At 63.8% G+C, this 24,654-nt stretch carries 24 protein-coding genes; 7 read left to right on the top strand and 17 right to left on the bottom strand.

What is annotated here, in order from left to right:
* Nucleotides 1-392 precede the first annotated feature (392 nt).
* A complete protein-coding gene (locus AB6807_RS31385; RefSeq protein WP_371087635.1) occupies nucleotides 393-617 on the bottom strand; it encodes a hypothetical protein in 225 nt (74 codons plus the stop codon).
* 344 nt (nucleotides 618-961) lie between these two features.
* On the opposite strand from AB6807_RS31385, the gene AB6807_RS31380 reads away from it, so the two are divergent.
* The 4 genes from AB6807_RS31380 (at nucleotide 962) to AB6807_RS31365 (ending at nucleotide 3,305) form a co-directional block, all read left to right on the top strand.
* A complete protein-coding gene (locus AB6807_RS31380; RefSeq protein WP_371087634.1) occupies nucleotides 962-1,897 on the top strand; it encodes a Ku protein in 936 nt (311 codons plus the stop codon).
* A 71-nt stretch (nucleotides 1,898-1,968) separates the two neighbouring features.
* The gene (locus AB6807_RS31375) at nucleotides 1,969-2,739 is read left to right on the top strand and encodes a tetratricopeptide repeat protein (protein ID WP_132748981.1); all 771 of its coding nucleotides are present in this window, start codon (nucleotides 1,969-1,971) and stop codon (nucleotides 2,737-2,739) included.
* 26 nt (nucleotides 2,740-2,765) lie between these two features.
* Nucleotides 2,766-2,978: a hypothetical protein gene (locus AB6807_RS31370; protein ID WP_132748979.1), complete on the top strand. Its 213-nt coding sequence runs from the start codon at nucleotides 2,766-2,768 to the stop codon at nucleotides 2,976-2,978.
* A 93-nt stretch (nucleotides 2,979-3,071) separates the two neighbouring features.
* Complete coding sequence (locus tag AB6807_RS31365) at nucleotides 3,072-3,305, top strand: hypothetical protein (RefSeq protein ID WP_116912548.1); 234 nt, start codon at nucleotides 3,072-3,074, stop codon at nucleotides 3,303-3,305.
* Between the two features lie 423 nt (nucleotides 3,306-3,728).
* On the opposite strand, the gene AB6807_RS31360 is transcribed toward AB6807_RS31365, so the two are convergent.
* The 11 genes from AB6807_RS31360 to AB6807_RS31310 all read right to left on the bottom strand — a co-directional run bounded on the left by AB6807_RS31360 (nucleotide 3,729) and on the right by AB6807_RS31310 (nucleotide 14,936).
* Entirely contained in the window at nucleotides 3,729-4,394 is a 666-nt protein-coding gene (locus AB6807_RS31360) for a 4-carboxy-4-hydroxy-2-oxoadipate aldolase/oxaloacetate decarboxylase (protein WP_116912549.1), read from the bottom strand.
* Nucleotides 4,391-5,050, bottom strand: coding sequence for an RraA family protein (locus tag AB6807_RS31355; RefSeq protein WP_371087633.1), 660 nt, complete (start codon nucleotides 5,048-5,050; stop codon nucleotides 4,391-4,393). The genes AB6807_RS31360 and AB6807_RS31355 overlap by 4 nt, the downstream gene beginning before the upstream one ends.
* A gap of 18 nt (nucleotides 5,051-5,068) precedes the next feature.
* Nucleotides 5,069-5,731, bottom strand: a complete 663-nt coding sequence (locus tag AB6807_RS31350; protein ID WP_116912551.1) for an RraA family protein — start codon at nucleotides 5,729-5,731, stop codon at nucleotides 5,069-5,071.
* A 7-nt stretch (nucleotides 5,732-5,738) separates the two neighbouring features.
* A complete protein-coding gene (locus tag AB6807_RS31345) occupies nucleotides 5,739-7,283 on the bottom strand; it encodes an acyl-CoA synthetase (protein ID WP_371087632.1) in 1,545 nt (514 codons plus the stop codon).
* An 18-nt stretch (nucleotides 7,284-7,301) separates the two neighbouring features.
* The gene (locus AB6807_RS31340; protein WP_116912553.1) at nucleotides 7,302-8,303 is read right to left on the bottom strand and encodes an extradiol ring-cleavage dioxygenase; all 1,002 of its coding nucleotides are present in this window, start codon (nucleotides 8,301-8,303) and stop codon (nucleotides 7,302-7,304) included.
* Between the two features lie 8 nt (nucleotides 8,304-8,311).
* Complete coding sequence (locus AB6807_RS31335) at nucleotides 8,312-9,301, bottom strand: amidohydrolase family protein (RefSeq protein ID WP_116912554.1); 990 nt, start codon at nucleotides 9,299-9,301, stop codon at nucleotides 8,312-8,314.
* Nucleotides 9,302-9,343: 42 nt separating this feature from the next.
* Nucleotides 9,344-9,751 carry a RidA family protein gene (locus AB6807_RS31330; protein ID WP_371087631.1) on the bottom strand — a complete coding sequence of 136 codons (408 nt, stop codon included), beginning with the start codon at nucleotides 9,749-9,751 and terminating at the stop codon, nucleotides 9,344-9,346.
* Nucleotides 9,748-10,563: a coniferyl-alcohol dehydrogenase gene (locus AB6807_RS31325; RefSeq protein WP_116912555.1), complete on the bottom strand. Its 816-nt coding sequence runs from the start codon at nucleotides 10,561-10,563 to the stop codon at nucleotides 9,748-9,750. The genes AB6807_RS31330 and AB6807_RS31325 overlap by 4 nt, the downstream gene beginning before the upstream one ends.
* A gap of 64 nt (nucleotides 10,564-10,627) precedes the next feature.
* Nucleotides 10,628-11,593, bottom strand: coding sequence for a tripartite tricarboxylate transporter substrate binding protein (locus AB6807_RS31320; protein ID WP_116912556.1), 966 nt, complete (start codon nucleotides 11,591-11,593; stop codon nucleotides 10,628-10,630).
* A gap of 56 nt (nucleotides 11,594-11,649) precedes the next feature.
* Entirely contained in the window at nucleotides 11,650-13,149 is a 1,500-nt protein-coding gene (locus AB6807_RS31315) for an aldehyde dehydrogenase family protein (RefSeq protein WP_371087630.1), read from the bottom strand.
* Nucleotides 13,150-13,991: 842 nt separating this feature from the next.
* Nucleotides 13,992-14,936 carry a LysR family transcriptional regulator gene (locus tag AB6807_RS31310; RefSeq protein ID WP_371087629.1) on the bottom strand — a complete coding sequence of 315 codons (945 nt, stop codon included), beginning with the start codon at nucleotides 14,934-14,936 and terminating at the stop codon, nucleotides 13,992-13,994.
* Between the two features lie 80 nt (nucleotides 14,937-15,016).
* Between AB6807_RS31310 and AB6807_RS31305 the strand changes: the two genes are divergently transcribed.
* Nucleotides 15,017-15,631, top strand: a complete 615-nt coding sequence (locus tag AB6807_RS31305; protein WP_371087628.1) for an FMN-dependent NADH-azoreductase — start codon at nucleotides 15,017-15,019, stop codon at nucleotides 15,629-15,631.
* Between the two features lie 249 nt (nucleotides 15,632-15,880).
* Here the strand turns inward: AB6807_RS31305 and AB6807_RS31300 are convergent, their stop codons facing one another.
* Together AB6807_RS31300 and AB6807_RS31295 are read right to left on the bottom strand one after the other, a co-directional pair.
* Nucleotides 15,881-16,690 (bottom strand): prephenate dehydratase, encoded by an 810-nt coding sequence (locus AB6807_RS31300; RefSeq protein WP_371087627.1) that lies wholly within the window; start codon nucleotides 16,688-16,690, stop codon nucleotides 15,881-15,883.
* A 571-nt stretch (nucleotides 16,691-17,261) separates the two neighbouring features.
* Nucleotides 17,262-17,417, bottom strand: a complete 156-nt coding sequence (locus AB6807_RS31295; RefSeq protein WP_371087626.1) for a hypothetical protein — start codon at nucleotides 17,415-17,417, stop codon at nucleotides 17,262-17,264.
* 26 nt (nucleotides 17,418-17,443) lie between these two features.
* Here AB6807_RS31295 and AB6807_RS31290 point away from each other — a divergent pair, with 26 nt between their 5' ends.
* The gene (locus tag AB6807_RS31290) at nucleotides 17,444-17,800 is read left to right on the top strand and encodes an efflux RND transporter permease subunit (RefSeq protein WP_371087625.1); all 357 of its coding nucleotides are present in this window, start codon (nucleotides 17,444-17,446) and stop codon (nucleotides 17,798-17,800) included.
* A 24-nt stretch (nucleotides 17,801-17,824) separates the two neighbouring features.
* Here AB6807_RS31290 and chrA read toward each other — a convergent pair whose 3' ends face one another.
* Nucleotides 17,825-19,207 carry a chromate efflux transporter gene (chrA, locus tag AB6807_RS31285; RefSeq protein ID WP_371087624.1) on the bottom strand — a complete coding sequence of 461 codons (1,383 nt, stop codon included), beginning with the start codon at nucleotides 19,205-19,207 and terminating at the stop codon, nucleotides 17,825-17,827.
* A gap of 737 nt (nucleotides 19,208-19,944) precedes the next feature.
* A complete protein-coding gene (locus AB6807_RS31280; protein ID WP_371087623.1) occupies nucleotides 19,945-21,342 on the bottom strand; it encodes an MFS transporter in 1,398 nt (465 codons plus the stop codon).
* A gap of 96 nt (nucleotides 21,343-21,438) precedes the next feature.
* On the opposite strand from AB6807_RS31280, the gene AB6807_RS31275 reads away from it, so the two are divergent.
* Complete coding sequence (locus AB6807_RS31275) at nucleotides 21,439-22,320, top strand: LysR family transcriptional regulator (protein ID WP_371087622.1); 882 nt, start codon at nucleotides 21,439-21,441, stop codon at nucleotides 22,318-22,320.
* A gap of 548 nt (nucleotides 22,321-22,868) precedes the next feature.
* Here the strand turns inward: AB6807_RS31275 and AB6807_RS31270 are convergent.
* On the bottom strand, nucleotides 22,869-24,011 hold the full coding sequence (locus tag AB6807_RS31270) for a ParB/RepB/Spo0J family partition protein (protein WP_371087621.1): 1,143 nt from the start codon (nucleotides 24,009-24,011) through the stop codon (nucleotides 22,869-22,871).
* Nucleotides 24,012-24,654 lie beyond the last annotated feature (643 nt).

Here is a 24,654-nt window from a genome sequence, read left to right as displayed (position 1 = left end):
AACATGGGACCGCGGCAGGGCCCTGCCTATCGTCGAAAAGCGATTCCGGCTGACAGCGGGTCTCCTACGCGCGCACGACTTTGCAGCCATGCCGCACCTTGCCGACTGTCCGCCCATGCTGCAAACGGCCCCTCGACTTCGAGGAGCAAGGGTGAATTTAGGAGATCAAGTGCGACGGCTACAGGCGACGGCAGAGTTCAACCGCGGCACGGTGCAGCTTCGCAAGCGCAGCGGGTCGGACGCCACAAGATGATTCTCTGAAACAACAGGCGATGGGCGGCGTGAAGGGCGATTCGGCGCCGCGCCCCCACGCTGGGCGCTGACGCGGTGTTCGACAAGTCCACCGAGATGGACAGCCTGCTTTATTTCCTGGCGCGCCTTTCGCCTCCGAGCTAGAGGTCGGGGGGGACGTTCCCGGCAAGCGCGGCATGCCCTTCAGGAGTCATTCGAAGGACGATGGCGCAAGCTGCTTCGGGGTCACCATCCACCGCTTCAACCGTCTCTGCCTCGACCAGTCCGGCCGCCCGAAGGACGGCCACACCGTTGACGTCAGCGAACTCCTCGACCGTCAACGGGAAGTCCGCCTTCTCGATCCTGCAAAAAAAGTCCGTTGGCATCTTTCTGGCTTCCTCATTTTTTCAACCGACGTGAGATGGGGACCTCTCGACGCGCTACAAGGTGCGAACAGTGATGTCCCAGGTCCGAGTTCGCCCAGCCAGCCGGCACCCAGCTGCCACCAACAAAGAGGCCCTGCCCTGCCCTCCGGGCCTGGCCGAAAGAGCGCTCGATCTGAAACGCGACGGTGCGCTGCCCCCCTCTTCGCTAGGCTGACCGTCCGGGGAGGTTTTGTAACGGCATGAGCCATGCTGCCCGCCGGGACGCCGCAAAGGAGGGGAATCCCGCCTCTTTCCGGGCGCTTCGAAAAGTGGCATGTTGTTATTCCCAGCACAAGGAGCACAACATGGCCGCCCCTCGCTCGATCGCTTCGCTTTCTCTCGGCTTCGGTCTCGTGTCGATCCCGGTGCGCCTCTACACCGCAACGGAGAGCTCAGCCGCAGTCCACTTCAACATGCTTTCCAAGGAAGGCTCAAGGGTCAAGCAGCAGTACGTCGCCGCGAACAACCCAAAGAAGATCGTGCCGCGCGCGGAGATGGTCAAGGGTTATGAATTCGAGGAAGACCGCTTCGTGATCTTTAAGCCGGAAGAATTGAAAGCGCTCGAGGAAGGCGCGAGCCATCTCATCGATATCGTGGCCTTCATCCCTGCAGATGCAGTCGATCCGATCTACTACGACAAGCCCTACTTCCTGGCGCCGGACAAGCGCGGCGGCAAGCCGTACAACCTGCTCAAGAAGGCCATGCAGGAAAGTGGCCGCTGCGCGCTGGCGAAGTGGGCGTGGAAGTCGAAACAGTACGTGGTCCAGGTGCGCGCCGAGGAAGACGGCCTGGTGCTCCAGCAGCTGCTGTACGCGGAGGAAGTTCGCTCGCTGAAGGACCTCAAGATCGAGAAGCTCGAGCCCTCTGCGGCCGAGCTCAAGTTGGCGCTGCAGCTGATCGACCAGATTTCGCAGGACGCCTACGACGCGACGATGTTCGAGGACGAGGAAAAGAGGCGCATCCTCGAGGCGATAGACGCGAAGATTGCCGGTGAAGAAATCATCGCCGCGGAGCACGCCGAGGATGGTGGCTCGGCCCAGATCATCGACCTCACGCAGATGCTGATGGCCAGCCTGGATAAGCAGTCCAGCACGGCACCGAAAAAACCGCGAGCTGCGCAGGCCGCTTCGAGCCAGGTGGTCACACCGATGCGGCGCCCCGCGGCCAAGGCGCAGCGGGCACCCAAAGCGGTGGCGCCGACGAAGACGACGCCCACCGCCCGCGCGAAGATGAAGCGGTGACCCGAACGAAGACTTCCTCCACCACTGCGAAGCGCGCTGTGAGCCAATTCTTTGGCCTCTCGAGGCACGCCGTGCTCCGGCTCATCGAATTGGGGTTTGTCGCGCCCGAGAAGGAAGAAGGCAAGGGCTGGCGCTTTTCCTTTCAAGACCAGGTCCTTTTGCGCTCTGCCAACGAGCTGCGAGCAGCGCGCATTCCGACGAGGCAGATTCTGCGTTCACTGCGTCTTCTCAAGGCGTCGATGCCGCCGGAAGTTCCTCTGGCAGGCATTCGCATCACCGCCGAGGGAGACAGGCTGACAGTGCGCTCTGCAGAAGCGCACTGGGAGCCTGAAACAGGTCAGCTGATCCTGGACCTGCAGCTTGCGGCCGGTGTCGGCTCCGTCAGCCGTCTGCCGGCGCCTCCGCTGCCCATGCAGAGCGGCGTCGACCTCAGTGACCTGTTCGCCCGGGCCGAAGCGTTGGAAGAGAGCGCACCGGATGCTGCGGAGGACATGTACCGGCAGATCCTGGTGGAGGAGCCGACCCACGCGCATGCGTACCTGAATCTCGGATTCATGCTCTGTGAAGCAGGACGTTGCCACGCTGCGGTCGAGCTGTACGAGGATGGGATTCGGTTTTGCCCCGACGATCCGTTGATGCATTTCAATCGGGCCGTCGCGCATGAAGGCACGGGCGACGTCGAAGGTGCGCTGGTGAGCTATGAGGAGGCGCTCCGTTTGCAACCGGATCTTCTTGATGCTCACCGCAATGCTGCCTTGCTCTACGCGGATGTCGGGGAGAAGCAAAAGGCCATCCGGCATTTCAGTGCGTTTCGGCGTCTTCAAGCTGGGCAGTCTCTATAGCCAAGTGACGCCCCGCCACCCAGTGATTGCTCACCATCATTTTCAACGGTATGAAAGAAAATTATCAGCACGCCTTGAATCTCACGGCGCCTGTCCGAGAAGCACGAGGGCGGGCTGGAAAGCGGCGCGTGCAAAACCCGAAGCGAAAAATCCTGGTGATCGACTATCAGACCTGGCTTTCGCTCACCGATCACCTGATTACCGGGCTGCCTTCGCAGCGCATCGCTAAGAGGCGGTGAGGCGGGACTGCATGGCCACGAGCAAACAGGCCGGCGTCCGACACCATTGCATCGAGTGTGGATAGAGGGTCGAATTTTTAAGGACAAGCATCTATGACCAATCGTTCGAAGCCCGAATCCGACCATGCGCTTCCCGCGCAGAAGGCGATGAAGCAGACAGCGAAGACTTCAAGCGAGCGAGGTGAAGGGCCGGACGATCAGGCCGGCACACCTGAGCCGTCGCAACCTGTGCGCAAGGGGGATGCGGGCGTAGGGACGACCGAGAACGAAGGCAGTTCTCCCTATTCCGATCGCTCGCGCAAGGAAAAGCCGCAGCGCGACGAGTGAGCGTGATCGGGCAGCCGTCCACCTTGATTCGAATTCAACGACATGAGGCGACCATCTCCTGTGGGGTGGCCACCGCCTGGCGCCGAATGGGCGCTATCGATAGCTTCGGAGCGCCCCGACTTGCCCCGGGTTGCTTCTTCGCCAGCGCGCCGGGGAAGGTATAGGTGGACCTCGGTCCGTGGATCGTGCCCGGCCGGACAATGGCCATCACCTTAAAGATCAGGTCATAGAAAAGGACCGATTTCGTGCGCGGGAGCGTGGTTATTTGCTCCGGCTTTCGACCTGGAAAACGCCCACCGTGTCGGCGCGTTGAATGTCTGACAGATCGGCGTGTCCTCGGCCGGGACGTACGGCATGAATTCCATTTTTTGTGGACAGCGGTTTCATCCTCAATGTCGGTGTCCTGACACGCTTCAAAGCGCCTCAGAATCCATACACCTCGAGGGTGCGGGCGCCACGCCGAATCTGCTCGATCACATCCGCCTCCTTGCGCTCACGCGCCGCCGCCGCCTTCACCACTTCATCGGCCCTCGCGCGGGGGATGGCGACCACGCCATCCGTGTCGCCCACCATCAGATCGCCCGGCTGGACAATGAGGTTGCCGAACAGTATGGGGTGGTTGATCCAACCACGGGCGCCGAAATCCTTGCCGGTTCCGCGGATGCACAGCCCGCGCGCAAACACCGCAAAACCGAAGTCTGCCAGGATGGCGCCGTCGCGCACGCAGCCGTCGATCACCAAGCCTGCCAGACCCTGGGCCCGGGCCGCAGCGGACATGATCTCGCCCCAGTAGCCAAAATCATGCGCATCGCTCACGTGCACTACCAGCACATCGCCGGGCTGTGCGACATAGATGGCCCGATGCAGCCACAGGTTGTCACCGCCCGGAGAGTGGACCGTCACGGCCGGCCCGCAGAGACGAAACGCCGGCGCCACAGGCTTGATCTGGTGCGGCATGACGCCGATGCGCCCGCCAGCCTCGTGCAGGGTGGCCACAGGCAGCTGGCGTGCCGCGTCCAGAGTGGCCGCCGACGGCCGCGTGATCTGCTGCGCGATGCCGGGGCCGCTGGGCATGGCGAGCATGCTCATTTCGCCTCCCGGGTTTGCAGCTGGTGGTAGTGGTGCTGCTCGCGCGCATCGCGCAGGCTCATGCCGGAGCGCACCGAGTGCCGGATCGCATCCTCTGCCTGCTGGATCTGCTCGGCCGAGGCGAGGACCTTGTCCTCGAATGCGCGTGGAATCGCCACCACGCCGTCGGCATCCCCGCGCAAAAGGTCGCCTGGCGCGACGCGCACGTTGCCGATGCTCACCGGGATCTGCGTCGCCTCGACCTGCACCCGGTCCTTGCCCGTTCGCATCCAGCTGTCCCGGCTGTAGATCGGGTAGTTGAGCTCCAGCGCGAGCGCGACGTCGCGGTTGATTCCGTCGATGACCGTGCCCGCGATGCCTTTGTGGTGAGCCACCTCGGTAAGGATGTCGCCCCACACAGTGACATCGTCTCGACCGTTGTTGGCCAACACGATGACAGTGCCCGGTCCGATGTCGTCGATGAAGTCGCCCACCGTGCCCGGAGGCTGACCGGCCGGACCGTACTGAAGCGTCCAAGCGCGGCCTGCCAGTCGGAACGAGGAAGAGCGAGGCTTGATCCTGTAGCACTGCCCAGCCAGGCCGTGACGGTCGAGCGCGTCGCTGAGGGTTGCCGTGTCCAGGCGGGACGCCCGAGCCACATTGGCGTCTTCTTTCATGAATGTCTCCTGGCGCCTTCAGCGCAGCATGTGTTCGTAGTCAGTGCCCATGACCTGCGTGATGGGCTGGTGCGCAAGCAGGTCTTTCGCCATCGCCGCCTCGCGCGATGCGATGCCTTCGGCGGCGTCGAGCACCCGCAAGACGTCGACCGCGGGGATGAAGGCCACCCCGCTGGCATCCGCGATGACATAGTCGCCGGCGCGCACCCGGACGCCGCCGATGGTGACCACGCCGTTCACCTCGACTTCGGCCACCCGGCCACGCGCCGTGCGGGCCGTGAGCGAACGGCAGTAGACCGGGAAGCCGCAAGCACGCGCTTCGTCGATGTCGCGCACAGGCCCCTCGGCGACGACGCCGGCGATGCCTTTGACCTTGGCGCCCAGCGTCAGGATTCCGCCCCAGCTGCCGGCATCGATGCCGGTGCGTTGCTCCACCACGATCACGTCACCCGGTGACGCCAATTCGATGGCCGTGGTGCCCAAGTGGCGTGGCGCACCGGTCGCTGGCGGCGCGTCGGCCGCGGCCACCAGGCGGTAGGTCACGACGCGCCCGGCAATGCGCTGCGTGGTGGCGCGCTGTTCGAGCCCGCTGGCAACACGGTCCTGGAAGCCGAGCTTGTCCATCGCGTCGGACACGGCGCAGCAGTCGATGCGCAGCAGGCGCTGGGGAATGTTGTTCATCGCTTCCTCAGGCATAACGCTGGCGCAGTTCGCGCTTGAGCAGCTTGCCGCTGGGGTTTTTGGGAAGGGTGTCGACGAGGATGATCCGCTTGGGCACCTTGAACCCGGCCAGGCGTTCCCGGCACGCGCTCAGCAAAGCGGCTTCCGTCAGCACATGGCCGGGCTTGGCCACCACCACCGCGGTGACCATCTCGATCCAGCGCGCATCGGGCAGGCCGATCACGGCCACCTCCGACACGCCTGGCATTCCGTACATCGCTTCCTCGACCTCTCGGCTGGCGACGTTCTCGCCGCCGCTCTTGATCATGTCCTTCTTGCGATCGACGACCGTGAGATAGCCCTCCGCGTCCATGGTGGCGAGGTCGCCGCTGTGAAACCAGCCGTCCTCGAAGGCGCTTCGCGTGCGCTCGTCGTCTTGGTAGTAGCCGCTGAGCAACTGCGGCGAGCGGTGCACGATCTCACCCACCTCTCCGACGGCCACGTCACTCATCTCGTCGTCGACCACGCGGATCTCCACGTTCAGCGCCGGCCGGCCCGCCGAGCCCGCCTTGCGCAGCTGATCCTCGGGCTTGAGCACGGTCGCCACGGGCGCGATCTCGGTCTGCCCGTAAAGATTCCACAGCCGCACCTGCGGCAGGCGCTGCTGCATCTCCTGGAGCACCGCCACCGGCATGATCGATGCGCCGTAGTAGCCCTTGGCGAGGCGGCTCAGGTCGGTGCCATCAAAGGCCTCCGAGCGCAGCAGGGAAATCCACACCGTAGGGGGCGCGAAGAACGAGGTGATGGCGTTGGCCGCCATCATCGCCAGCACCTTGTCGGCCGTGGGCTTGGAGGTGATCACGCTGGTCGCCCCCACGTACACGCACGGCCCGAGGAACACGTCCAGCTGCGCGCAGTGGTAAAGCGGCAAGGCGTGCAGCACCGTGTCGCTTTCGGCGATCTCGGCATCCACCAGGCAGGTGACGTACTCCGAGATCACCGCGTCGTGTGTCAGCATCGCGCCCTTCGGGCGCGCCTCAGTACCGCTGGTGTAGACGATCTGCGCCAGCATCGATCCGCGCAGCTCGCGTTCCGGCGCTTGATCGCCGTGCTGTAGCAGGTGATTGAAGTCCAGCAGGCCCGCCTCGGGTGAGGTCGGGTCTTCCGACGGCAGCCACACCAGGTCATCGGCGGCAGTCCCCTGGCTGGCCTCTCGGCCGAGCGCAACCGAACTGGAGTCCACGCACAGCAGCAGCGCCCCGGAATGCGCCAGAATGAACCTGACTTCTTCCGCATTCAGCATGAAGTTGATCGGGACCAGAACTGCACCCAGGCGCGCCAGGGCGAAGCGCACCGCAGCGAAGGCGTGGGAGTTGCGCGCCAGCACCGCCACCCGGTCGCCGATCTCCACCCGCTTGGCTGCCAGGCCGGCCGCCAGGCGCGAGACAACGGCATCCAACTCAGCGTAGGTCCACGCGACCTCGCCGCAGCGCACGGCGAGCTTGTGGGGGTGGCGGCGCGCCGTGCGGCGCAGCAGGTCAGCCAGCGTCTGGCGTTGAGGGTCTTTGATCATCTCGCTCTCCTCGTGTGATCAGCCAGCGGCTTTCCAGGCCGCGAACCCCGCACCAACGCCCGTGCCGGCCGGCGTGCGAAACAGAGGCTGGTACTCGCTCCATGCGAGCGGCAAGGACCCAACGGCGCCAGCGGCCACGATCCAGTTCAGGATTTCCGAGGAGCCGGAGTTCAACGCTCCTCGCGGAATCGAGCGCAGAGCCGAATGATCCCCGCTGGAGATCGCGCCAAGCACGCGCTGGTCCAGCGCCTCGTCGACCACGAAGTGGCTCAGGCCGCCGGAGCCAACCACGACCACCCGCTGGTCGCCCGGCATGGCTTCGATCACACGATGGATGGCCAGGCCGAGATCGTGGCAGCGGGCAGCTGTGGGGACGTTGGGCCCGAAATAGGTGTTCAGCAGGATGGGCACGATCGGCACACGGCGCCCGCGCAACAGCCGCTGAACTATGAATCCGTAGGCGTGCCCAAGGCCGACATGGCCATGCGCCTCGATGTGGCTGCAGGCGCCGACATCGAAGTGTTCGTCCACCAGCCCGCGGATCAGATCGAGCGCGAACGCCGGAGCGCCCGCCAGCCGGTGCTGCGCATCCATCAGGTAGCCACGGCCCATGTCCTGCACCCAGGGCGCTGCATCCTCGTGGCCGAACGAATCGCTGGTCAGGATCTCCACGCCGTGGTAGATCGAGATGGCCGGCTGGTTGGCAGAGGTGAACAGTTCGTGGTGGTCGTCGCCCACGATCACGACCACGTCGGGGTCGGCTTGCTCGAGCTCATCGGCCAGGCGTTCCAGTGCAGCGGCGCATGCACGCTCCTTCGCGGCCAGGACCTCGGGCGTGATCACGGTGGTGCAGCGCGGGCCGAGCTCTGCCAGCACCTGCTGGTACGTCAACAGCCGACCGTCGGAGAGGTTGAGCTCAGGGTTGTCGTAGTCCGCCGCGGCACGGTGCTGCCACTGCTCGACGGTCAAGGTCAGCAGCGGCGTGTGCGAAGCGCCGATGCCAAGTACAACTTGTGCCATGCCGCTCCTCACTCGTCCTTGCGGAAACGGGTGTACAGGCGGGTGCAGTTGCACTCGAAGACGTTGCGACGGTCCCGCTCCGTCAGCGATGCCATCTCCTCGATCACGGGCTTGAGGTCATCGTAGGCGCGGCCGCTCTTCGGGTCGAGGACGCTGCCCGTGCCGGGATTCTCGGTGGCGAACAGCACGCGGTCGGGCCCGACCACCTTGAACAGCAATTCGAGTGCATCCTTGTCGTAAGTTGTGGTGTCGAAGTGCAGGCGCTTGAGCTTGTCGTCGAAGAACTCGCCGCCTGCGCGCACCGTCCACGCCCGGAACCGGCCCATCTGGTACGGGATCGCGCCGCCCCCGTGCGGCACGATCAGCTTCAGATTCGGGAATTTCTCGAACACCCGCGAGTTCATCAGCGAGATGATGGAAATGCTCTCCTCGTTGATGAACTTCAGTGTGTAGCTCTCGCGCGGACTGCAGCTTCCGGCCGAGTGGATCAATGCGGGGATGTCGAGTTCGCACAGCTTCTCGTACAGCGGGTACCAGAACTCGTCCCCGAGCCCCGGCGGCGGCGCGCCGTCGCCTTCGGTCGGGTCCGGATTCAGCAGGCAGCCGATGAATCCTTGCTCCTTGACCCGGAACTCGAGTTCCTCCAGGCAGTTGACCGGGCTCTCGTCACGGTACTGGGGCAAGCCCGCGATCGCGCGGAAGCGCTTGGGGAACAGCTGCACAGTGCGCAAGACCAGGTCGTTCATGTGCTGGGTCCACAGCGCGGTCACGGCAGCCGGCTTGACCGAGTGCATCTGCATGTAGGGGCGCGGCGAGAGGAACTGGATGTCGGTGCCGACGCTGTCCATGATGTCCAGGATGGACTGCGCCGCCTCGCGCACCGCGTTGTCAGTCAGCTTGGCCGACATCGCGGGGTTGGCCCTGCTGGCGACCAGTTCGCTCATGAACTTGTAGCTCTCGGGCGGCACGATGACGTGAGCGTGGGAATCGATGATCATTGAAGCGGTTTCTCGGGAGTGTGTTGTTCTTCTCGAAGCCGGTCAGCGTTCGCGGATCACCGCCACTGCTTCGATCTGCAGCAGCATGCCGCCGGGCAGGTCGGCCACCTGGGTGTGGCGAGCGGGCCGGTCTTCCGGGTGCGGAAAGCAACGCAGCCACTCGGCGTTCAGCGCCTCGCGCTGGGCGTTGTCTTTCACGTAGGCAGTGATGCGGACCACGTCGCTCAGGGTTGCACCGCCATTGGCGAGCAACGTGTGCAGGTTCTGGAACGCAAAACGCGCTTGCGAAGCAGCATCTGGCGGCAGCTGGTCCGTTTGCGGATCCTTGCCCATGATTCCGGACGAGTAGAGGATGTTGCCGACCCGAGCACCTGCGGGTATGGGCGCGTTGTGCGACACGCCATCGATCTCGATGGAGCGGCGAGCGCTCGGCGGGGATACTGCGCTCACCAGGTACCCTGCAGTGGTTGCGATTGAGATGCGCCGGCCGACAGCCCGTGCACCTCGTCGAGCATGTGCGCAGACAGCCCCCCATCGACCGCGAGGTTGGCGCCGCGCATCCAGACGGAGGCCGGGCTCAACAAAAATGCCACCACAGGGGCGATGTCGGCGGGCGTTCCGTGGCGCTCCAGGTCGCGCGTCCGCTCGGCGGCCTGCGGCCCGAGCGTGCGGATGAAGTCGCCGAGGATGGGCGTGTCCACTGGACCGGGACTGACGGCATTCATACGGATCCCCCGGGAGCGCCATGTCCAACGATTCTGGATCGTCCACGCGATCAACGCCTCCTTCGAGAAGAAGTAGCTGCGGGAGCCCTCGATGCGGTGTCCCACGCAGAACGCTTCGGCATCTTCGAACTCGAGCGCTGCGCTGTCCCGGATATCCGCCACTGCGTGTGGCCATCCAGCGCCGGCCGCCGACGCCAGATTGACGATGGATGCGCCGTCGCTCAACTTGGGCACGAGCGCCAGGGTCAGGTACCGGGGTGCCAGGAGGTTCACGCGCAGCACCTGTGCGGCGGCATGGGTCGGCGGCAACCCGGCGATGTTCGCGAGTCCGTCGATCGCGTGCGGCAAGGCGGCCACCAGGCGATCCAGCGAGGCTCGGTCGCTCAGGTCGATCCGGTGGAAGTCGTCAACGTCGCTGGCGGGCTCACGCATGTCGACACCCAGCACCCGGGCTCCCTGGGAGCGGAGGAGTCGGGCCGTCTCGGCACCGATGCCGGAGCTGACGCCGGTGACGACGAAGATCTTTTTGTTGAGCATGGGATCGAGGACCGTTTCGAAGAAAAAGAAGAGAACACGAAGAAGTCTTGGCCAGTGCGCCGCGTCACTCCAGCACGATGTTTCGCTCCTTGAAGAAGGCGCCCCATCTCGCCGACTCGCCGACCATGAACTTCTGGAACGCGCCCGCTGATTGGCTGATGAACTGAAAACCCAGATCGTCAAAGCGGCTCACGTTCTTCGGCATTGCCATCACCGCGCTGATCTCCTGGTTCAGGCGTTGCACCACCGCAGCTGGCGTGCCGGCGCGGGCTACCGCGCCAAACCATACGGTGAGCGAGACCGCAGGGGCGCCGGCCTCGGCCGTCGTCGGCGCCTGAGGGACCTGCGGCAGTCGCCGGGGACCCGCCACCGCGATCACCTTGAGCTTCTGAGTGTTCACATACTGCAGTCCCGGGCCGATCCCGTCGAAGAGGAAATCGACCTGCTCGCCCAGAAGGTCCGTGATGGCGGGAGCAGCCCCCTTGTACGGAATCGGATTGAGCTGGGCGCCCGTCGCGGTCGCCAGCAGTTGGCCGAGGATGTGGCCGACGGATCCATTGCCTTGGGTCGCGTAGTTCAGGGTGCGCGAGTGCGACATGGCTGTCAGGTCGGCGATGGAATTGAGCGCGCTTCTGTAGGGGACGTACAGAACTGCAGGCATTCGCGGCAGCGCGGCCACCGCAGTGAAATCCGTCATAGGGTCGTATCGGAGCTTGGGGTACAGCAGCCGGTTGGTGCACAACATCGACATCTCCGCCACCAGCAGGGTGTTGCCGTCCGGCGGTTGCTGCAGCAGTGCCGACGCGGCGCTCACCCCGATCGCGCCCGGTTTGTAGTCCACGATCACGGCCCGGCCCAACCGCTCACCCAACCCTTCGCTGAGGGCGCGCGCCATCATGTCTCCCGGTCCTCCCGGCGGATAAGGCAGGATGATCGTGAGCGGCTTGGCGCCCACCAGTTGGGCGCAGGCGCTGCCTGTCCACGCACCCGTGGCAATCAGCGACGCGATGACGCTTCGACGAGTTGTCATGTCGATGTCTCCATATGGGTTATCTCTGGTTCGTTTCGAGGTTGCCAAGGACACAGTCACGGCACGAACCACGACATCCGCGGTGTGCGCGACGTGATCACCGAGACTGGCTCCATGAAGTTCTTCAACCCGAGCAGCCCCGACTCACGCCCGATCCCGGAGCGCTTGATACCGCCGAAGGGCACCATCGGGTCCGGCGCGGCATGGTCGTTGACCCAGATGGTGCCCGCCTCCAGACTGGCGGCAACCTGCTCGGCCCGATCAGGGTCATCCGACCACACGGAGGCGCCCAGCCCGTAAGGCGTGGCGTTGGCACGCGCAACGCCCTCTTCCGCGTCACGAAAACGCAGGATCGGCAACACGGGGCCGAACGGCTCCCCGTCCACCAGTCGGCTGCCCTCGCGCAAACCCAGCGCGATGGTGGGGGCCACGAAATAGCCGGGCCGATCCAGCGCGGCGCCTCCCGCTGCGAAGTCGGCGCCATCGGCACGGGCAGAGGCAAGGAAGTCCTGCACGATTCGCCACTGCGCCTCGTTCTGCACAGGGCCGATCTGGGTCTGCGGTGCAAAGCCGTCCCCCACGCTTGCGTTGCGTGCGTAGGTCACGAGCCGCTCGACGACCTTGTCGTAGACGCCGTCCTGCACATACAGCCGTTTGATGGCCATGCAGACCTGGCCGCTGTTCACGAAGGCTGCGCCGAACAAGCGTGCCGCGACCGCATCGACATCCACATCGTCGAGCACCAGCGCCGCATCGTTGCCGCCGAGCTCGAGGGTCAGCCGTTTGAAGTCGCTGGCCGCGCTTTGGGCCACCTTGCGCCCCGTCGCCATGGAACCGGTGAACGTGACCTTGGCGGCCGCCGGATGCTCCGACATCCACTGCCCGATTTCATTGCCGCCGGCCAGGACATTGAAGACTCCGGACGGGAAGATGCCGCGCCCGAGCTCTCCGAGCCTCAGGGTGACCAGGGGCGTGTAGGGCGACGGCTTGAGCACCAGGGTGTTGCCGGCAAGCAATGCATGGACCAGCTTGCCCACCGCCATCGTGACCGGTACGTTCCAAGGCGCGATCGCCGCTACCACGCCCAGCGGGCGGTAGTGCAGCATCGAGCGGAAGCTGTCGTCGTCCCTCAGGCATTCAGGGAGCACGCTCAGATCCGCCATCTGACGGATCGCCTGCGCGTTGCGCCGGACCTCGGCACGCGCAAACGCCCACGGCCGGCCCTGCTCCAGGGTCACCAAGGTCGCCAGCGTCTCCTCATCCGCCGAGACGGCATCGGCGAAATTCCGCAGCAACGCCGCACGCTCGGCCCAGCTGGTGCGGCGCCAATCGCTGAAGCTGGCGCTCGCAGCTTCGAAGGCGAGGTCTACCTCGGCGCGGCCCGCTGCGGCGACCTCAACGAAAGGCAACCCGGTCGCAGGATTGACCACCGAAAAACACGCACCACCCCCGCACGCAGCGCCGCCGACGGTGTGGCCGAACGACAGTTCGCGCGCCCAGCTTTCTTTGGCTTGCATCACAGCGGCCGAATCGCAAAAGATCCGTGCACCTTCCATGGACGTCTCTGGTCTCGTATCAGGCATGAAGATGGCTTGTGTTCATTGACTTGGGGTTCAGCATGAAAGGTCCGCGCTGGTTGGCGAACTCGAAGTTTCAGCCGACCATCATGTTTCAACAATGCAATAGAACCGATAGTCCCAAACGGGATCCGCAATACTGCGGGTGCGATGTCTTGGATCAGCTGCGCTGGCGCACGACCGCGCCGCGCCAGCTGTCATCAATATCCTGAAGCAGGACGCCGGCGGCCCCGGCCCGCGTGTTCCTGGAACAAGCGCCGCGCACGCCATGCCGCCGCAGGCGCGTGAAGTTGAGATGCGGCAGGCGCCGATCACCAGGCTCACAGGTCCCGCGACGCGGGGCCCGCAGTGCTCAGCGATGCCACCTCTGCACAGGCGGCACTTCAAAATCCTGAGTGGGCGGCAGCGCCGCGGCGGAGGGACTGATTCAATGCGGTAGGCCGTGAAGGACGCCCACGGCTCGACTCGCTGGGTCAGTGACCTGCCCGGGAACGATGCCGGCGCGGTACCGCATGCGTGGCAGACGTGAACGCTGTAGGCGCCTGAGCCAACGTTTCAGGTTGCCTTTCGCGGTGGACAACTCGACCGCCGGGCCTCAGCCGCGGTCTACCGGCGAGCACGCTCATCTGCCTCACCAGCGGGCGATGTTCCAAGTGAGCGACTCAAGCGGCCGTCGGGCGGCGCCCAGCACTGCAGCGTTTCGGCAGGGGGAATTCGAAGCGCGCTGCGTTGCCAAGCACCGGCATCTGCGTTTTGCCGCGACTCCAAGCCGAAAGCGAGCCGACGACTCGCTCGCCTCGAAACCTGCCTTCAGCCACCGTTCATGTTCCGGCATGTGCGTCGCCGTTGTGCGCATCAACAGCATGAAACTCCTCCAGCAACCAGCGGGCTGCGGGTCCCAGGCTGGCACCGAGACGATGGGCGGCGTACATCGTGATCGCTCCAAGTCCCTCAAGTCCGGACGGATGGATCTGCACGAGTCGGCCTGCTTCAAGATCCTTGGCCACCATGTGCTCCGGCATCCCTCCCCATCCCAAGCCTGCGAGCAGCATTGCATGCTTCGCACTCAGATCTCCGAGTCTCCAGGTGAGCGGCGAGATCACACCAAAGTCACGTCCCGCGAGCAGCGAGGAGCTGTCCGTGAGAACCAGTTGGACATGTTCGCTGACAACTTCAACCGGGATCCTTCCGAGCATCTGGGCAAGTGGGTGATCCGGCGCAGCGACGGACATGAGCTTCACCGGCGCTGCCGCGTATCGCACCAGTGCCGGCGTCTCAGACGCTGCTGGAGACAGCAGCCCGAGAACCGCACTCCCATTGAGCACCAAGGCCGTCGCGGCACCCAGGTTCTCGACCAGCACCCGTGGGGCGACCGATGGGAAAACGAGCTTGAAGCGTTGGATGGCATCTACGAATCGTTCCATCGGGAACAATCCGTCGAGGGCAATCGCCACTTCGGATTCGAGCCCGGCGCCCAACCCATGTGCCTGCGCGCGAAATGCACCAACTTCATTCGCAATGCGGCGCGCCCGCGGAAGAAGCCCCTGTCCAGCCGGCGTGAGCGTAGGTCGATAAGCAGTCCGGTCGAAAAGCTCGATACCAAAGAGTTCTTCCAGCTTCTGAATGGCATAGGTGACTGCCGATTGCGCGCGGCTCAGTCGTCGGGCCGCGGCGGAAAAGCTACCCGCTTCCACCACCGCCAAGAACACCTGCACCTGATCGAGCGTCAGCCCATCCGAAACACGATCGAGTCTTTCGATGGTCATTGCTTAAATTTTCCCAGTTTCATCTTTCTTGACGTCTGCGAATACTTCCGGGGTCAACACAACCTTCGGAGAATCGACCTGTGCCCACCTTGCTTGTCCTTCACACCAGCCTGAACTCTGCCAGTTCAGTCACTCGAGATCTAACAGCCACTTTTGTGAAACGGTTCCTCGCTGACCATCCCGGTGCCACGACCATCGAACGCGATCTGGTGACCGAGCCTGTTCCGCACTTGCATCCCGACCTGGTCCCCTCCGTGCTCGGACTGGCACCGACTGCGTCACCTGACGGGCCCGCCGCAGTGCGGACTTTGGCGGACACTCTCATTGAGGAGCTCGAAAGCGCCGACACCATCGTCATTGGGGCGCCCATGTACAACTTCATGGTGTCGTCTGCGCTGAAAGCGTGGATCGATCACGTTTACCGCGCGAAACGGACGTTTGCCTATATCGACGGGGTCCCCACGGGACTGCTGCCGCCGGGAAAGAAAGTCATCTTGTTCGTATCGAGTGGCGGAGCATACTCAGAGGGAGCCGCCAGAGCGATCGACTTCATTGAACCCTTCATGAGGACCGCGTTCCGCTTCATCGGAATCTTGGACATCACAGTGATTCGCGCAGAAAGCCAAGCCTCGTTGGAAGCTGCCAACAGCGAGCGCAGCCGTGCGATGCAGGAAGTGATGGCACTCTCGACCTGAGAGCTGACTCGAGCAGAGGCTCGAGCTTCGAGCGCCTTCTGCGGCGCATGGCCGAGTGCCCGATACGGGCGTCTCGGCGTTGAAATCTCTTCAACGGGCTCGGCGGAGACCCGCGATGCCAGCCTAGCCAGTGCTGATGCGATCTTTGGCCAGCTGAGCCACTGATCACGACTTCACTGACACGGTTCAGTGGACAGGAGAAGCGCGACGGCCACTTCTGACATGCCGAGCTGATCCGACCTCAAGTCTTCAGCGCCGCGGATAGGAGCCCAGCACCCGCAGTTCTCTGTGCACGCCCAGGAAGCCTGCCAGCTTGCCCTGCTTCGCGTGTCCCGCCACCTCGACCAAATAGCGGTGCGTGTCCAACGTCTTCTTGCTCGGGCGCTCGTAGATCGTGAGGATCTGCACGCCAGCTCGATCGAAGGACGCCAGGATAGCCGACAGGCCGGCATCCGACGTCTCGATCAGAAGCGAAGTCTTGTCCCGACCCGTCGGCATTGGCATCTGGCGCCCGAGCACCCACCATCGTGTGACGTTGTGCGGCCCTTCCTCGATGCCGTCGAGCAAGGAGACGAGTGGATAAATGCTCGCCCCCACTTTCGGACCGAAAGATGCCTTGTCCAGTGCCGCGCTGTCTGCGACCGCCTGCGCCGCCGCCCCACCACTGGTCGCGTCCACACGGCGCACGTGCGGCATTTCACGCTCGAGCCAGGGCCTGACCTCCTCGAACGCCACGGGATGGGCGCGGACCTCAACGATGTCCTCACGCCTTGTGCCCGGCTTCGCCAAAAGGCTGTATCCGAGCATTTTGGGGTACTCGGCCACGACCAGCACCTCGGGGAGATCCAGCACCGCATCCATATACGGCGTCACACCCACCACGGAGGTCGCCACAGGCACGCAGGCACGCTCCAGCCGGCCTTCGGCGTACTCCTTGAAGAGGGCATCGCGCGACAAGGCAACCAGGTCTTTCGCGCCAAACAGGTCCAGGCAGGCCTGGTGGGTCCAACTGCCGGCCGGGCCCAGGTAGCCGATCGGTGCGGCCCATGTGTGGTTCATGGCGTGTCCAAGGAAGAGGAATCCGCAAGCAGCGGCGTGAATGATTCGAAGATTGATCATGGCATTGGCGGCAAAGTGGAACAACTTGAGCAGCCAACCCCGGGCCGGCCGAGTCCGTGGAGCGCAGGCGACACCGTCGCGAGCTCGAGACTCGACACCCGCAGCGCGTCGCGCTTTCGACAACTTCCAGACAAGTCTTTCGCGGGCATCGTTCCTCGGCAAGACGTTCACACGCTGCAATGCGTGAGGCGCGCTAGGTGTCGGTCGGCCCTCTGTGCGGACGGGATCCATTGAACCGCGTGCAACAGGGAGGTGATGCTCATCGCACTGCCGTTGTCGACGGGCGACGGCAAGACTGCCCCCGATGGGGGCGGGTGATCCTGACCGGCGGCTACGTGCACCAGCTGCGCGCGGAGCCTGCACGGCGCGCAAGGCGAGGTCCGTGTCTCGCTCACGCAGGTCGAGCAAGCGCTGCGCGGCTTCGCCGGCAACGCGGACGGGGTTTTATTGACCTCAACAGCCCCGAATACCTGATCTGGGACATCGCGCGCAGGAGCCGCGTGGACGACCTTCAAAGCACCACCGTGGCCTCGAAGGACAGCCGCGCCATCCTGTTGAACCAGATGGCCCAGGTGCGTTGCGCAGCCGCCATGAAGCGCGACGACGCCGGCGACCACGGTACGCCTGCGATGATCGTGAGCGTGCGACGGCGGGCCGCGGCGGACACCGTGCAGCGTGCGCGAGGGCGCGAACATGGGGGCCATCGTGCTGTTCGCATCCCTGCGATCGGCGCGCACCAGGGGCATTTCGCGGGTTGCGATTCCGCTGTCACGGGCGGTCACCACGCTGGCATTCAAGGTGCTCGTGCAACCGATCAACGCGATGACGCTCGGCGGCTTGACCATTGCCGTCGGGGAGCTGGTCAGCGATGCCGTGGTCGACGTCGAGAAGCTCGTGCGAAAGCTTCAAGCCGAAGCATGCGGCGCGGGCCGTCCCTTGTTCACGATGAAAGGGATGCGCCAAGCCAGTAGAGCCACGCGTGAGCGCGGGATCGAAGAGGTGCTCATTGAACGGGGTCCAGCCCTGCCTGCGTGCACATGCGAGGCTTGAATTCGAGCATTCATGGCAGGCCCCTCACCGCAGTTGGGGAAGCAACACCGTGACCGCCAACCCGATGGTCGCGCAGGTACCGAGCAGCGTCATCACGCCGACCTTGAAGCGGAACAGCGCCACCGCGGCCGCCACGGCAATCACCGCTGAGACCGTGTCAAAGTGGCCGCCGAAGCCCTGCGGCCAGAGCACGTGGTACGCGAAGAAGAGTGCCAGGTTCAGGATCACGCCCACCACCGCCGCAGTGATCGCCGACAGCGGGGCCGTGAAGCCGAGCTTGCCATGCGTGGCCTCGATAGCGGGCCCGCCCGCGAGGATGAAGATGAACGATGGCAGGAAGGTGAAGAAGGTCACGACGGTTGCGGCCAGCGCGCCCGCCAGGAACAACGAATCCGGCCCCAGCACCTGTCGAACCCATCCACCGACAAAGCCGACGAAAGCCACGACCATGATGAGCGGACCTGGCGTCGTCTCGCCCAGCGCAAGGCCATCGATCATCTGCGCGCCGGAGAGCCATTGATGGTGTTCGACGGCCCCCTGGTAGACGTAGGGCAGAACGGCGTAGGCACCACCGAAGGTCAGCAACGCCGCCTTGGTGAAGAACCAGCCCATCTGCGTGAGCGTGCCCTGCAGTCCCTGCGTGACGATCAGCACGCCCATGGTGAGCAGCCAAAGGCCCACGCCGATCGCGAGGATACTGATCAGGCTTAAACGCGAGAAGCGCGCGTGCGGTGGTGTCGGCGTGTCGTCGTCGATCAGCGCCGGGCCGTAGCTTTGCGCGGAGCCCCCATGCCCGCCGCCGAGCGCGAAAACACCAGGGGCCCAGCGCGCTCCAAAATGGCCGATCAGGGCGGCTGCCAGCACGATCGCCGGAAACGGCGTGTCGAACGCGAAGATCACCACGAACGCAGCGGCAGCGATGCCCCACATCCACCGATTCTTCAGCGCGCGGCTGCCGATGCGATGCGCCGCGTGCAGCACCAGCGCAGTGACGGCAGGCTTGATGCCGTAAAAGATGCCGGCTACCACCAGCACGTTGCCAAAGCGCAAGTAAATCCAGGATAACGCGATCAGGATGAGCAGCGACGGCAGCACGAACAGTGCGCCCGCAACGATGCCGCCGCGCGTGCGGTGCATGAGCCAGCCGATGTACGTGGCCAGTTGCTGCGCCTCGGGACCCGGCAGCAGCATGCAGAAATTCAGTGCGTGAAGAAAGCGCTTCTCGCTGATCCAGCGCCGCCGCTCGACGAGCTCGGTGTGCATGATCGCGATCTGCCCGGCGGGACCGCCGAAGCTGATGAAGCCGAGCTTGAGCCAGAAGCGAAGTGCTTCTGTGAAAGAAACGGGCTGAGGGCGCGCAGAAGACGCGGGGGATGCGGAATCTGCGTCAGGCGAGGCGGTGTCCACGGTAGCTCCGTTATGAGTAACCAGCGCTTGGACGGGACACCGTCTACTTTGCAGACCGGGAGGCTGTATTCCCGATGCTTTTATCGTAGCACTGCTGGACCTATCGCCCTAAGGACTAACAGATCGGCGCTGGCGCGTGAATCAAGAAAGCAAGCGTTTGAATGAAAGACCTCTTTCCGCGGCTTAGGGGTCGTCCGATGTGCCCCGAAGGCCACGGGTGGAGCGCGGGAACATTCGGCGCGGCGCGCGCTGGCACATGCGCGGGCATCCGGGCGACGGGCAACCTCACCCTTGCAGGAAAACTTGCCGATCACGACGTTTGGAGACCGGTTCCCTCGCCTTACCTCAAGCAGCAAGGCGGTGAGCGTGGAATGGGCTGCGACGAGGAAGCCGCTGGTTCTTGGTGGCGTGAGCATACTGAATAGCGGCCGGGAAAGTGCTTCGCATTGCAGCGGAGCTTCCGCGAGATTGGAGGGAACGGCTGCTTTAGCGGAATCTGGATGGCGGCTTTGGGCGGATTCTGTTGAAAGCTCGCTCGCGGCATTCATTGCCGTGCCGTGGCAAAAATTGACCTCTCAGGTTGACCCAGGATCGACGATCCAGCGTCAGTGGGACATCGAGTCTTCTGGATGAGACACGTGGCACCCGAACCGCCCCTCTTCGTCGCGCGGCCGTGCCTTCGGACCACGGAAGAGTGCGACCGGCGCCGGCCAGAAGCCGAAGGTCGTTTGCCGGTTTCAACCATGCTGCGCCGTCGTGTCTGCAAGGTTAGGCTTTTTCAATCCGAAGTAGCTGAGGATGCCTCCCGCAGACAAGAGAACGACGGCCAAGGCAAGCGACACATGCATGCCGTGCAGAAAGATGCCTGGTTCGGTGTCGCGCACGAAGAACCCGCACACGGCCACCCCCAGCATTCCTCCAATCTGACGGGCCGAGTTGAGGACACCGGACGCGATGCCGGCATGCGCGGCGTCGACTGCTGACAAAGTCGCATTGGTCATGGTTGGAACCACCACCGCGATGCCGCTTGCTGCAAGCAGCATCGGTAGCACCAGTGTCAGATAGGCGCGGTCGGCGTCGACCTGAAGCAGCAGCAGCAGATAGCCAAACGAGGCGAGCGCCAGTCCGGCGACCATCAGGGCTCGCGCACCTAAGCGGGTAACCAACCTTCCGGCGACGATGTTCATGACCATCAGGATGGCCGTCATAGGCAAGAAGGCCAACCCGGTCTGTTGCGGAGAGAGCTGCTGGACCGCTTGAAAGAACAGGCTGAAGACGAACACCAGCCCGTAGTAGGCAAAATTCACCACCACGCCCACCGCAGTCGCTATCGAGAAGGTCGTGCTGCGGAACAACGAGAGCGGAAGCATGGGTTCCTTGCTGTGCCGCTCCAGCCAGTAGAACGCGGTTGCGCTGATGAGTGATATTGCTACTCCCCCACAGACCAGGGGATGGAACCACCCCAGCTGACTCGCTTCTGTCAAAGCGGCGGTCAAGGAAGCGAGTGCAAGCATGGCCGCAAGCTGACCTGGCAGGTCAAGTCCACGGCTTGGCTTCGCAGCTGCGGTGGGTGCGTAGCACAGCGTTAGCGCCAATCCGAGCGCGCCAATCGGCAGGTTGATGAGAAAGATGCCACGCCATCCCACATGCGCAATGAGCAGTCCGCCCAGCACCGGTCCGGCTGCCAGGGCGATACCTCCGGCAGCTCCCCACCAACCTACCGCACGGCTGCGTTGAGCAGGATTGGGAAATGCCTGCTGCAGCAGCATCAGGGAGCTGGGAACCAGGAGAGCCGCCCCCATGCCCTGGACGACGCGCGAAACCACCAGCAACGCCAAGCCCGGCGCGAGACCGCAAGCGAGAGAGGCCAGTGTAAAAACGGCGAAGCCCGCCGTGAAGACCCGCTTGGCCCCCATCCGGTCACCAAGCGCTCCGGAGGTCAAGAGCAATGCCGCGAAGACCAGCGTGTAGGCATTGACCACCCACTGCAGGCCGGCGACATCGGTGTCGAAGCTGACACGCAGGGTCTCGAGTGCGACGTTGACGACGCTGACATCCAGCAGCACCACGACGAATCCAAGGCCTGCTGCAACCAGGGTTGCGCGCTGGCGGTGACTCAGGGAAATGGTTTCCATCAGACTGTCCCGTGAAAAGAGAACTCGAATGCTATGGAGGGGAGTTCTGTGCGTAAACTCCATAAAGCTGCAATCCATCCTGGAGAAAATGCACAGATGTTCGACTGGGAAGACCTGAGGCATTTCGTCGCTGTCGGCCGCATGGGCACCCTGTCGGGCGCGGCCCGCGAGTTGAAGGTTGACCATGCAACCATCAGCCGTCGATTGACCTCCCTGGAACGCGATCTGCAGGTGCGCCTCGTGGAGCGGCTGCCGCGAGCCTGTCGTCTGACCGATATAGGGTCGCACGTGTTCACGCTGGCGCTGGCCTTGGAAGACGACGCGTTCGCCATCGAGCGGGCCGTCCGTGCCAGCCAATCGCCACTCACCGGTAAAGTTTCTCTTAGCGTGCCGCCGGTCTTGGTTGCAAGCTTCCTGGCGCAGCATCTGCCGGAGTTCCGCAAAAGGTTTCCTGGCATCCAGTTGTCCGTGTCCGGCCAAGCTCAGCACGTGTCGCTGGGTCGGCGCGAGGCGGACATTGCGGTGCGACTGGTGCGTCCAACGGAGCCGGGCAGCGTCGTGCGGAAGTTGGGAACAATGCCCTTCGCCCTGTACGCGAGCCGGAGCTACGAGGCGCTTGCGCACCCGGAGCTTTGGGAATTCATTGCCTACGATGCGCGATTCGAAGATATGCCGCAGCAAAAATGGCTTCGTAGCGTTGCGGGCAAGCGCCCCATCGCCTGCGAGCTCAGCGAGATAAATGGCCACCACGCGGCAGTTCGCGCGGGCGCAGGTGTGGGCGGGCTCCCCTGCTTCTTGGGCGAAGCCGACGAGACATTGCTTCGCGTAGCCAACAACGAGCCATCTTTTTCGCGAGACATCTGGCTGGTGGTCCACGGTGACTTGAAAAACGCAGGCCCAGTCCGGGCTGCCATGGACTTTCTCGTTGAGGTGATGGAGCGAAGCTCCGCGTTCAACGCAGCCTTAACGCACGGCTGAGCGGGACGTCCGCTATCGACAGATGCGCCAAGGCTCATTGGGGCTCCGCCACAGCGGCGCGGGCAGACCGCAGGCCTCGACCCGCCCTACCCCCTTCCACTCCGCCCGGTTCAACCTAGGCAAAGGGTGCCGGCATGGAGTGAAGGAAGATGCCGGCTTGGTGTCCAGCCGTCTGATCGCGGCCCAGAAAGAAATACCGTGCGGAATCCTCGCGGGGGCCCGAACGGTGTGGCGCAACCTCTGGCTTTCGCAGGCGCAAGCGGCCCAGCCGCCGATGCAATTCGCGGGCGTGGAGACGCACTGCAAACACTTTCGCCGACCTGCGACTGAGGGCGGGACAACTGCCATCTCAGCTGTCATCTCGCAAGAATAATCATCTATGCAATAAATGGGTGCCAAACAGCCCATTTTGGTCGCATCCATTGGTCACTCAATAGCTGCAATGCGTTGGACCCAGCAAACATGTCCAATAACTCGATAGTGAGCGCAAACAAACAACAAAACGAGCTCGTAGCGCGCCTGGTGCACGCCGACCGAGGCTTGGCGCGCTACTCCGACTTGACCCCCAGAAAACCGTCCAGGAGCTTGATCAAGCGCCGTAGTTGCCCCTCCTCAAGGCGGTCAACAGAAACGGTCACCCTCCCCTTTCGATCCGTGCTCATGGTGGCGACCTGATGGCCTTCACCATTGAGCCAAGTCGCCGAACCCAGTGGCCGCGCCTTGCCGGTCGACCTTTGGATCAGCGTCTTCAACGCCTCGGTGGACGACGGCCGCGGCGTTTGCGCAGCGACGATCCTGGCTCGCTCAAGCACCCCTTCAGGGTCTCGTTGCAGGGCCTCGGTGAGCAGCTTGCCCCAGCGGAACTGGAGGTCGAGCGGTGAGGCGAATGCATCGACCACCTCCCGCGGTAGCGCGCTGAGCGTCCTTGCTTTCGAGACGGTGCCCATGTCGACGCCCAGCGCCGCCGCAAGCTGTTTGGCAGAAGGGAACAAGCCCTCCTCCAGGGCGCGCGTGTACATCACGCCCTGCTCCCAAGGTGACAAATCCTCGCGCTCGCGATTCTCACGGTCCATCTCGACAAAAAGCTGGGCATCTTTCATGCCCTCCTCAACAAGCGCGAGAACCGGAATGCCGAGTTCAAGGCATGCTTGGTGCCGACGGTGCCCATACACAATCTCGAACTGTGGCGCTCCCTGGGCCGGACTGGCAATGGTGCGTACTTTGATGGGTTGAATGTTTCCGCCAGCGCTGTCGATTTCAGCCTTGAGTCTCGCAAACGCTTCTGTCGCGAAGTGCGCGCGATCCCGGTTCGCCCACTGGGAGACTGACACCAGCGCAGGATCAAGACGTCTCACCACGTCAGCGCCATCGAAAGCATTAAGTCGCTGACGCAGTTCCACAACTTCCTTGTGCACTTCGGACTGCTCCGCCATGAACGCGAGCATGGAACCCGGGCTCGTACGCGGCCCCGCGCTCAGTCGTTGGGCATGAGGGGTCTCCGCAGGCGCGGCGACCGATTCGAGGAGCCGCATCGGTCGTTCCTCGGGCGCGGGCGCGTCTGGCGGGGGCACCGTTTGGCGGGCAATCGGCTCAGGCATTGCCGATCCAGTAGGGAGCGGCCCTTCAGCACGTTGCGAAGGGAGGTTGGCGGTGACGCTGAACGCACGCTTGATAAGGTTCTTGTTTGCCATCGATCAATCCTTTAAAAGCCCTGGCCTGTTTGCTGGTCCAGCGAGGCAGCCAGAAGGTCGGTTTGATGCGTGCTCGCCAATTCTGGCGTCGAGCAACGCATGCCGCTGTGCGCTGCGGATGGCCGACATGTCACGGCATCCACGAGATACGTGCTAGTCCATCCCCAGGGTTTGAACCGTTCAAACCCCCTGCCTCCTGAATACAAGAGGCCGCTGCTCACTGCACCTCGGCCTGCCACTTCATGTTCAAACCGCAACCCTTCGTTGCTTAGAATTTTGGCGGGTGCTAGTTCTGTAAGCGCCAAAATTTGCGTCTTAGACGAGCACGAACCACCAACGGCCGTCCAGGGTTTGAACCGTTCAAACCCCCTGCCATCTGCGCACCACATGCCTCTGCTTGTAGCGCCCTGAGTCGCATTTTTGCCATCGAACTGCAGCCTTTCATAGCTCCCAATTTTGGCGGGTGCGGGCTCAGTGGGTGCCAGGGATCGCGTGTCATCCAAAAACCAGCGATGAACCGCCGCCCAGGGTTTGAACCGTTCAAACCCCCCTCTTCCTGCGTATAAAACGTCGCCGGTTGCTGCGCCCCGAACCGCATTTTTATCCCCACCCTGAACCCATTCGCCGGTCCAAAGTTTGGCGG

Origin of the sequence: Variovorax sp. RCC_210 (assembly GCF_041355175.1) — a bacterium.
In the GTDB taxonomy this organism is placed as follows: Bacteria; Pseudomonadota; Gammaproteobacteria; order Burkholderiales; family Burkholderiaceae_C; genus Variovorax.
The sequence above is the reverse complement of the archived record's forward strand: the minus strand, read 5'-3'. Positions and strand labels throughout refer to the sequence as shown.

Bases quoted from the DNA above. Each gene is read 5' to 3' on its own strand.
- AB6807_RS31385 (WP_371087635.1), bottom strand. From the start codon at position 617: ATGCCAACGGACTTTTTTTGCAGGATCGAGAAGGCGGACTTCCCGTTG.
- AB6807_RS31380 (WP_371087634.1), top strand. From the start codon at position 962: ATGGCCGCCCCTCGCTCGATCGCTTCGCTTTCTCTCGGCTTCGGTCTC.
- AB6807_RS31365 (WP_116912548.1), top strand. From the start codon at position 3,072: ATGACCAATCGTTCGAAGCCCGAATCCGACCATGCGCTTCCCGCGCAG.
- AB6807_RS31360 (WP_116912549.1), bottom strand. From the start codon at position 4,394: ATGAGCATGCTCGCCATGCCCAGCGGCCCCGGCATCGCGCAGCAGATC.
- AB6807_RS31355 (WP_371087633.1), bottom strand. From the start codon at position 5,050: ATGAAAGAAGACGCCAATGTGGCTCGGGCGTCCCGCCTGGACACGGCA.
- AB6807_RS31350 (WP_116912551.1), bottom strand. From the start codon at position 5,731: ATGAACAACATTCCCCAGCGCCTGCTGCGCATCGACTGCTGCGCCGTG.
- AB6807_RS31345 (WP_371087632.1), bottom strand. From the start codon at position 7,283: ATGATCAAAGACCCTCAACGCCAGACGCTGGCTGACCTGCTGCGCCGC.
- AB6807_RS31340 (WP_116912553.1), bottom strand. From the start codon at position 8,303: ATGGCACAAGTTGTACTTGGCATCGGCGCTTCGCACACGCCGCTGCTG.
- AB6807_RS31335 (WP_116912554.1), bottom strand. From the start codon at position 9,301: ATGATCATCGATTCCCACGCTCACGTCATCGTGCCGCCCGAGAGCTAC.
- AB6807_RS31325 (WP_116912555.1), bottom strand. From the start codon at position 10,563: ATGCTCAACAAAAAGATCTTCGTCGTCACCGGCGTCAGCTCCGGCATC.
- AB6807_RS31320 (WP_116912556.1), bottom strand. From the start codon at position 11,593: ATGACAACTCGTCGAAGCGTCATCGCGTCGCTGATTGCCACGGGTGCG.
- AB6807_RS31315 (WP_371087630.1), bottom strand. From the start codon at position 13,149: ATGGAAGGTGCACGGATCTTTTGCGATTCGGCCGCTGTGATGCAAGCC.
- AB6807_RS31310 (WP_371087629.1), bottom strand. From the start codon at position 14,936: ATGACCATCGAAAGACTCGATCGTGTTTCGGATGGGCTGACGCTCGAT.
- AB6807_RS31300 (WP_371087627.1), bottom strand. From the start codon at position 16,690: ATGAACCACACATGGGCCGCACCGATCGGCTACCTGGGCCCGGCCGGC.
- AB6807_RS31290 (WP_371087625.1), top strand. From the start codon at position 17,444: ATGGGGGCCATCGTGCTGTTCGCATCCCTGCGATCGGCGCGCACCAGG.
- AB6807_RS31280 (WP_371087623.1), bottom strand. From the start codon at position 21,342: ATGGAAACCATTTCCCTGAGTCACCGCCAGCGCGCAACCCTGGTTGCA.
- AB6807_RS31275 (WP_371087622.1), top strand. From the start codon at position 21,439: ATGTTCGACTGGGAAGACCTGAGGCATTTCGTCGCTGTCGGCCGCATG.
- AB6807_RS31270 (WP_371087621.1), bottom strand. From the start codon at position 24,011: ATGGCAAACAAGAACCTTATCAAGCGTGCGTTCAGCGTCACCGCCAAC.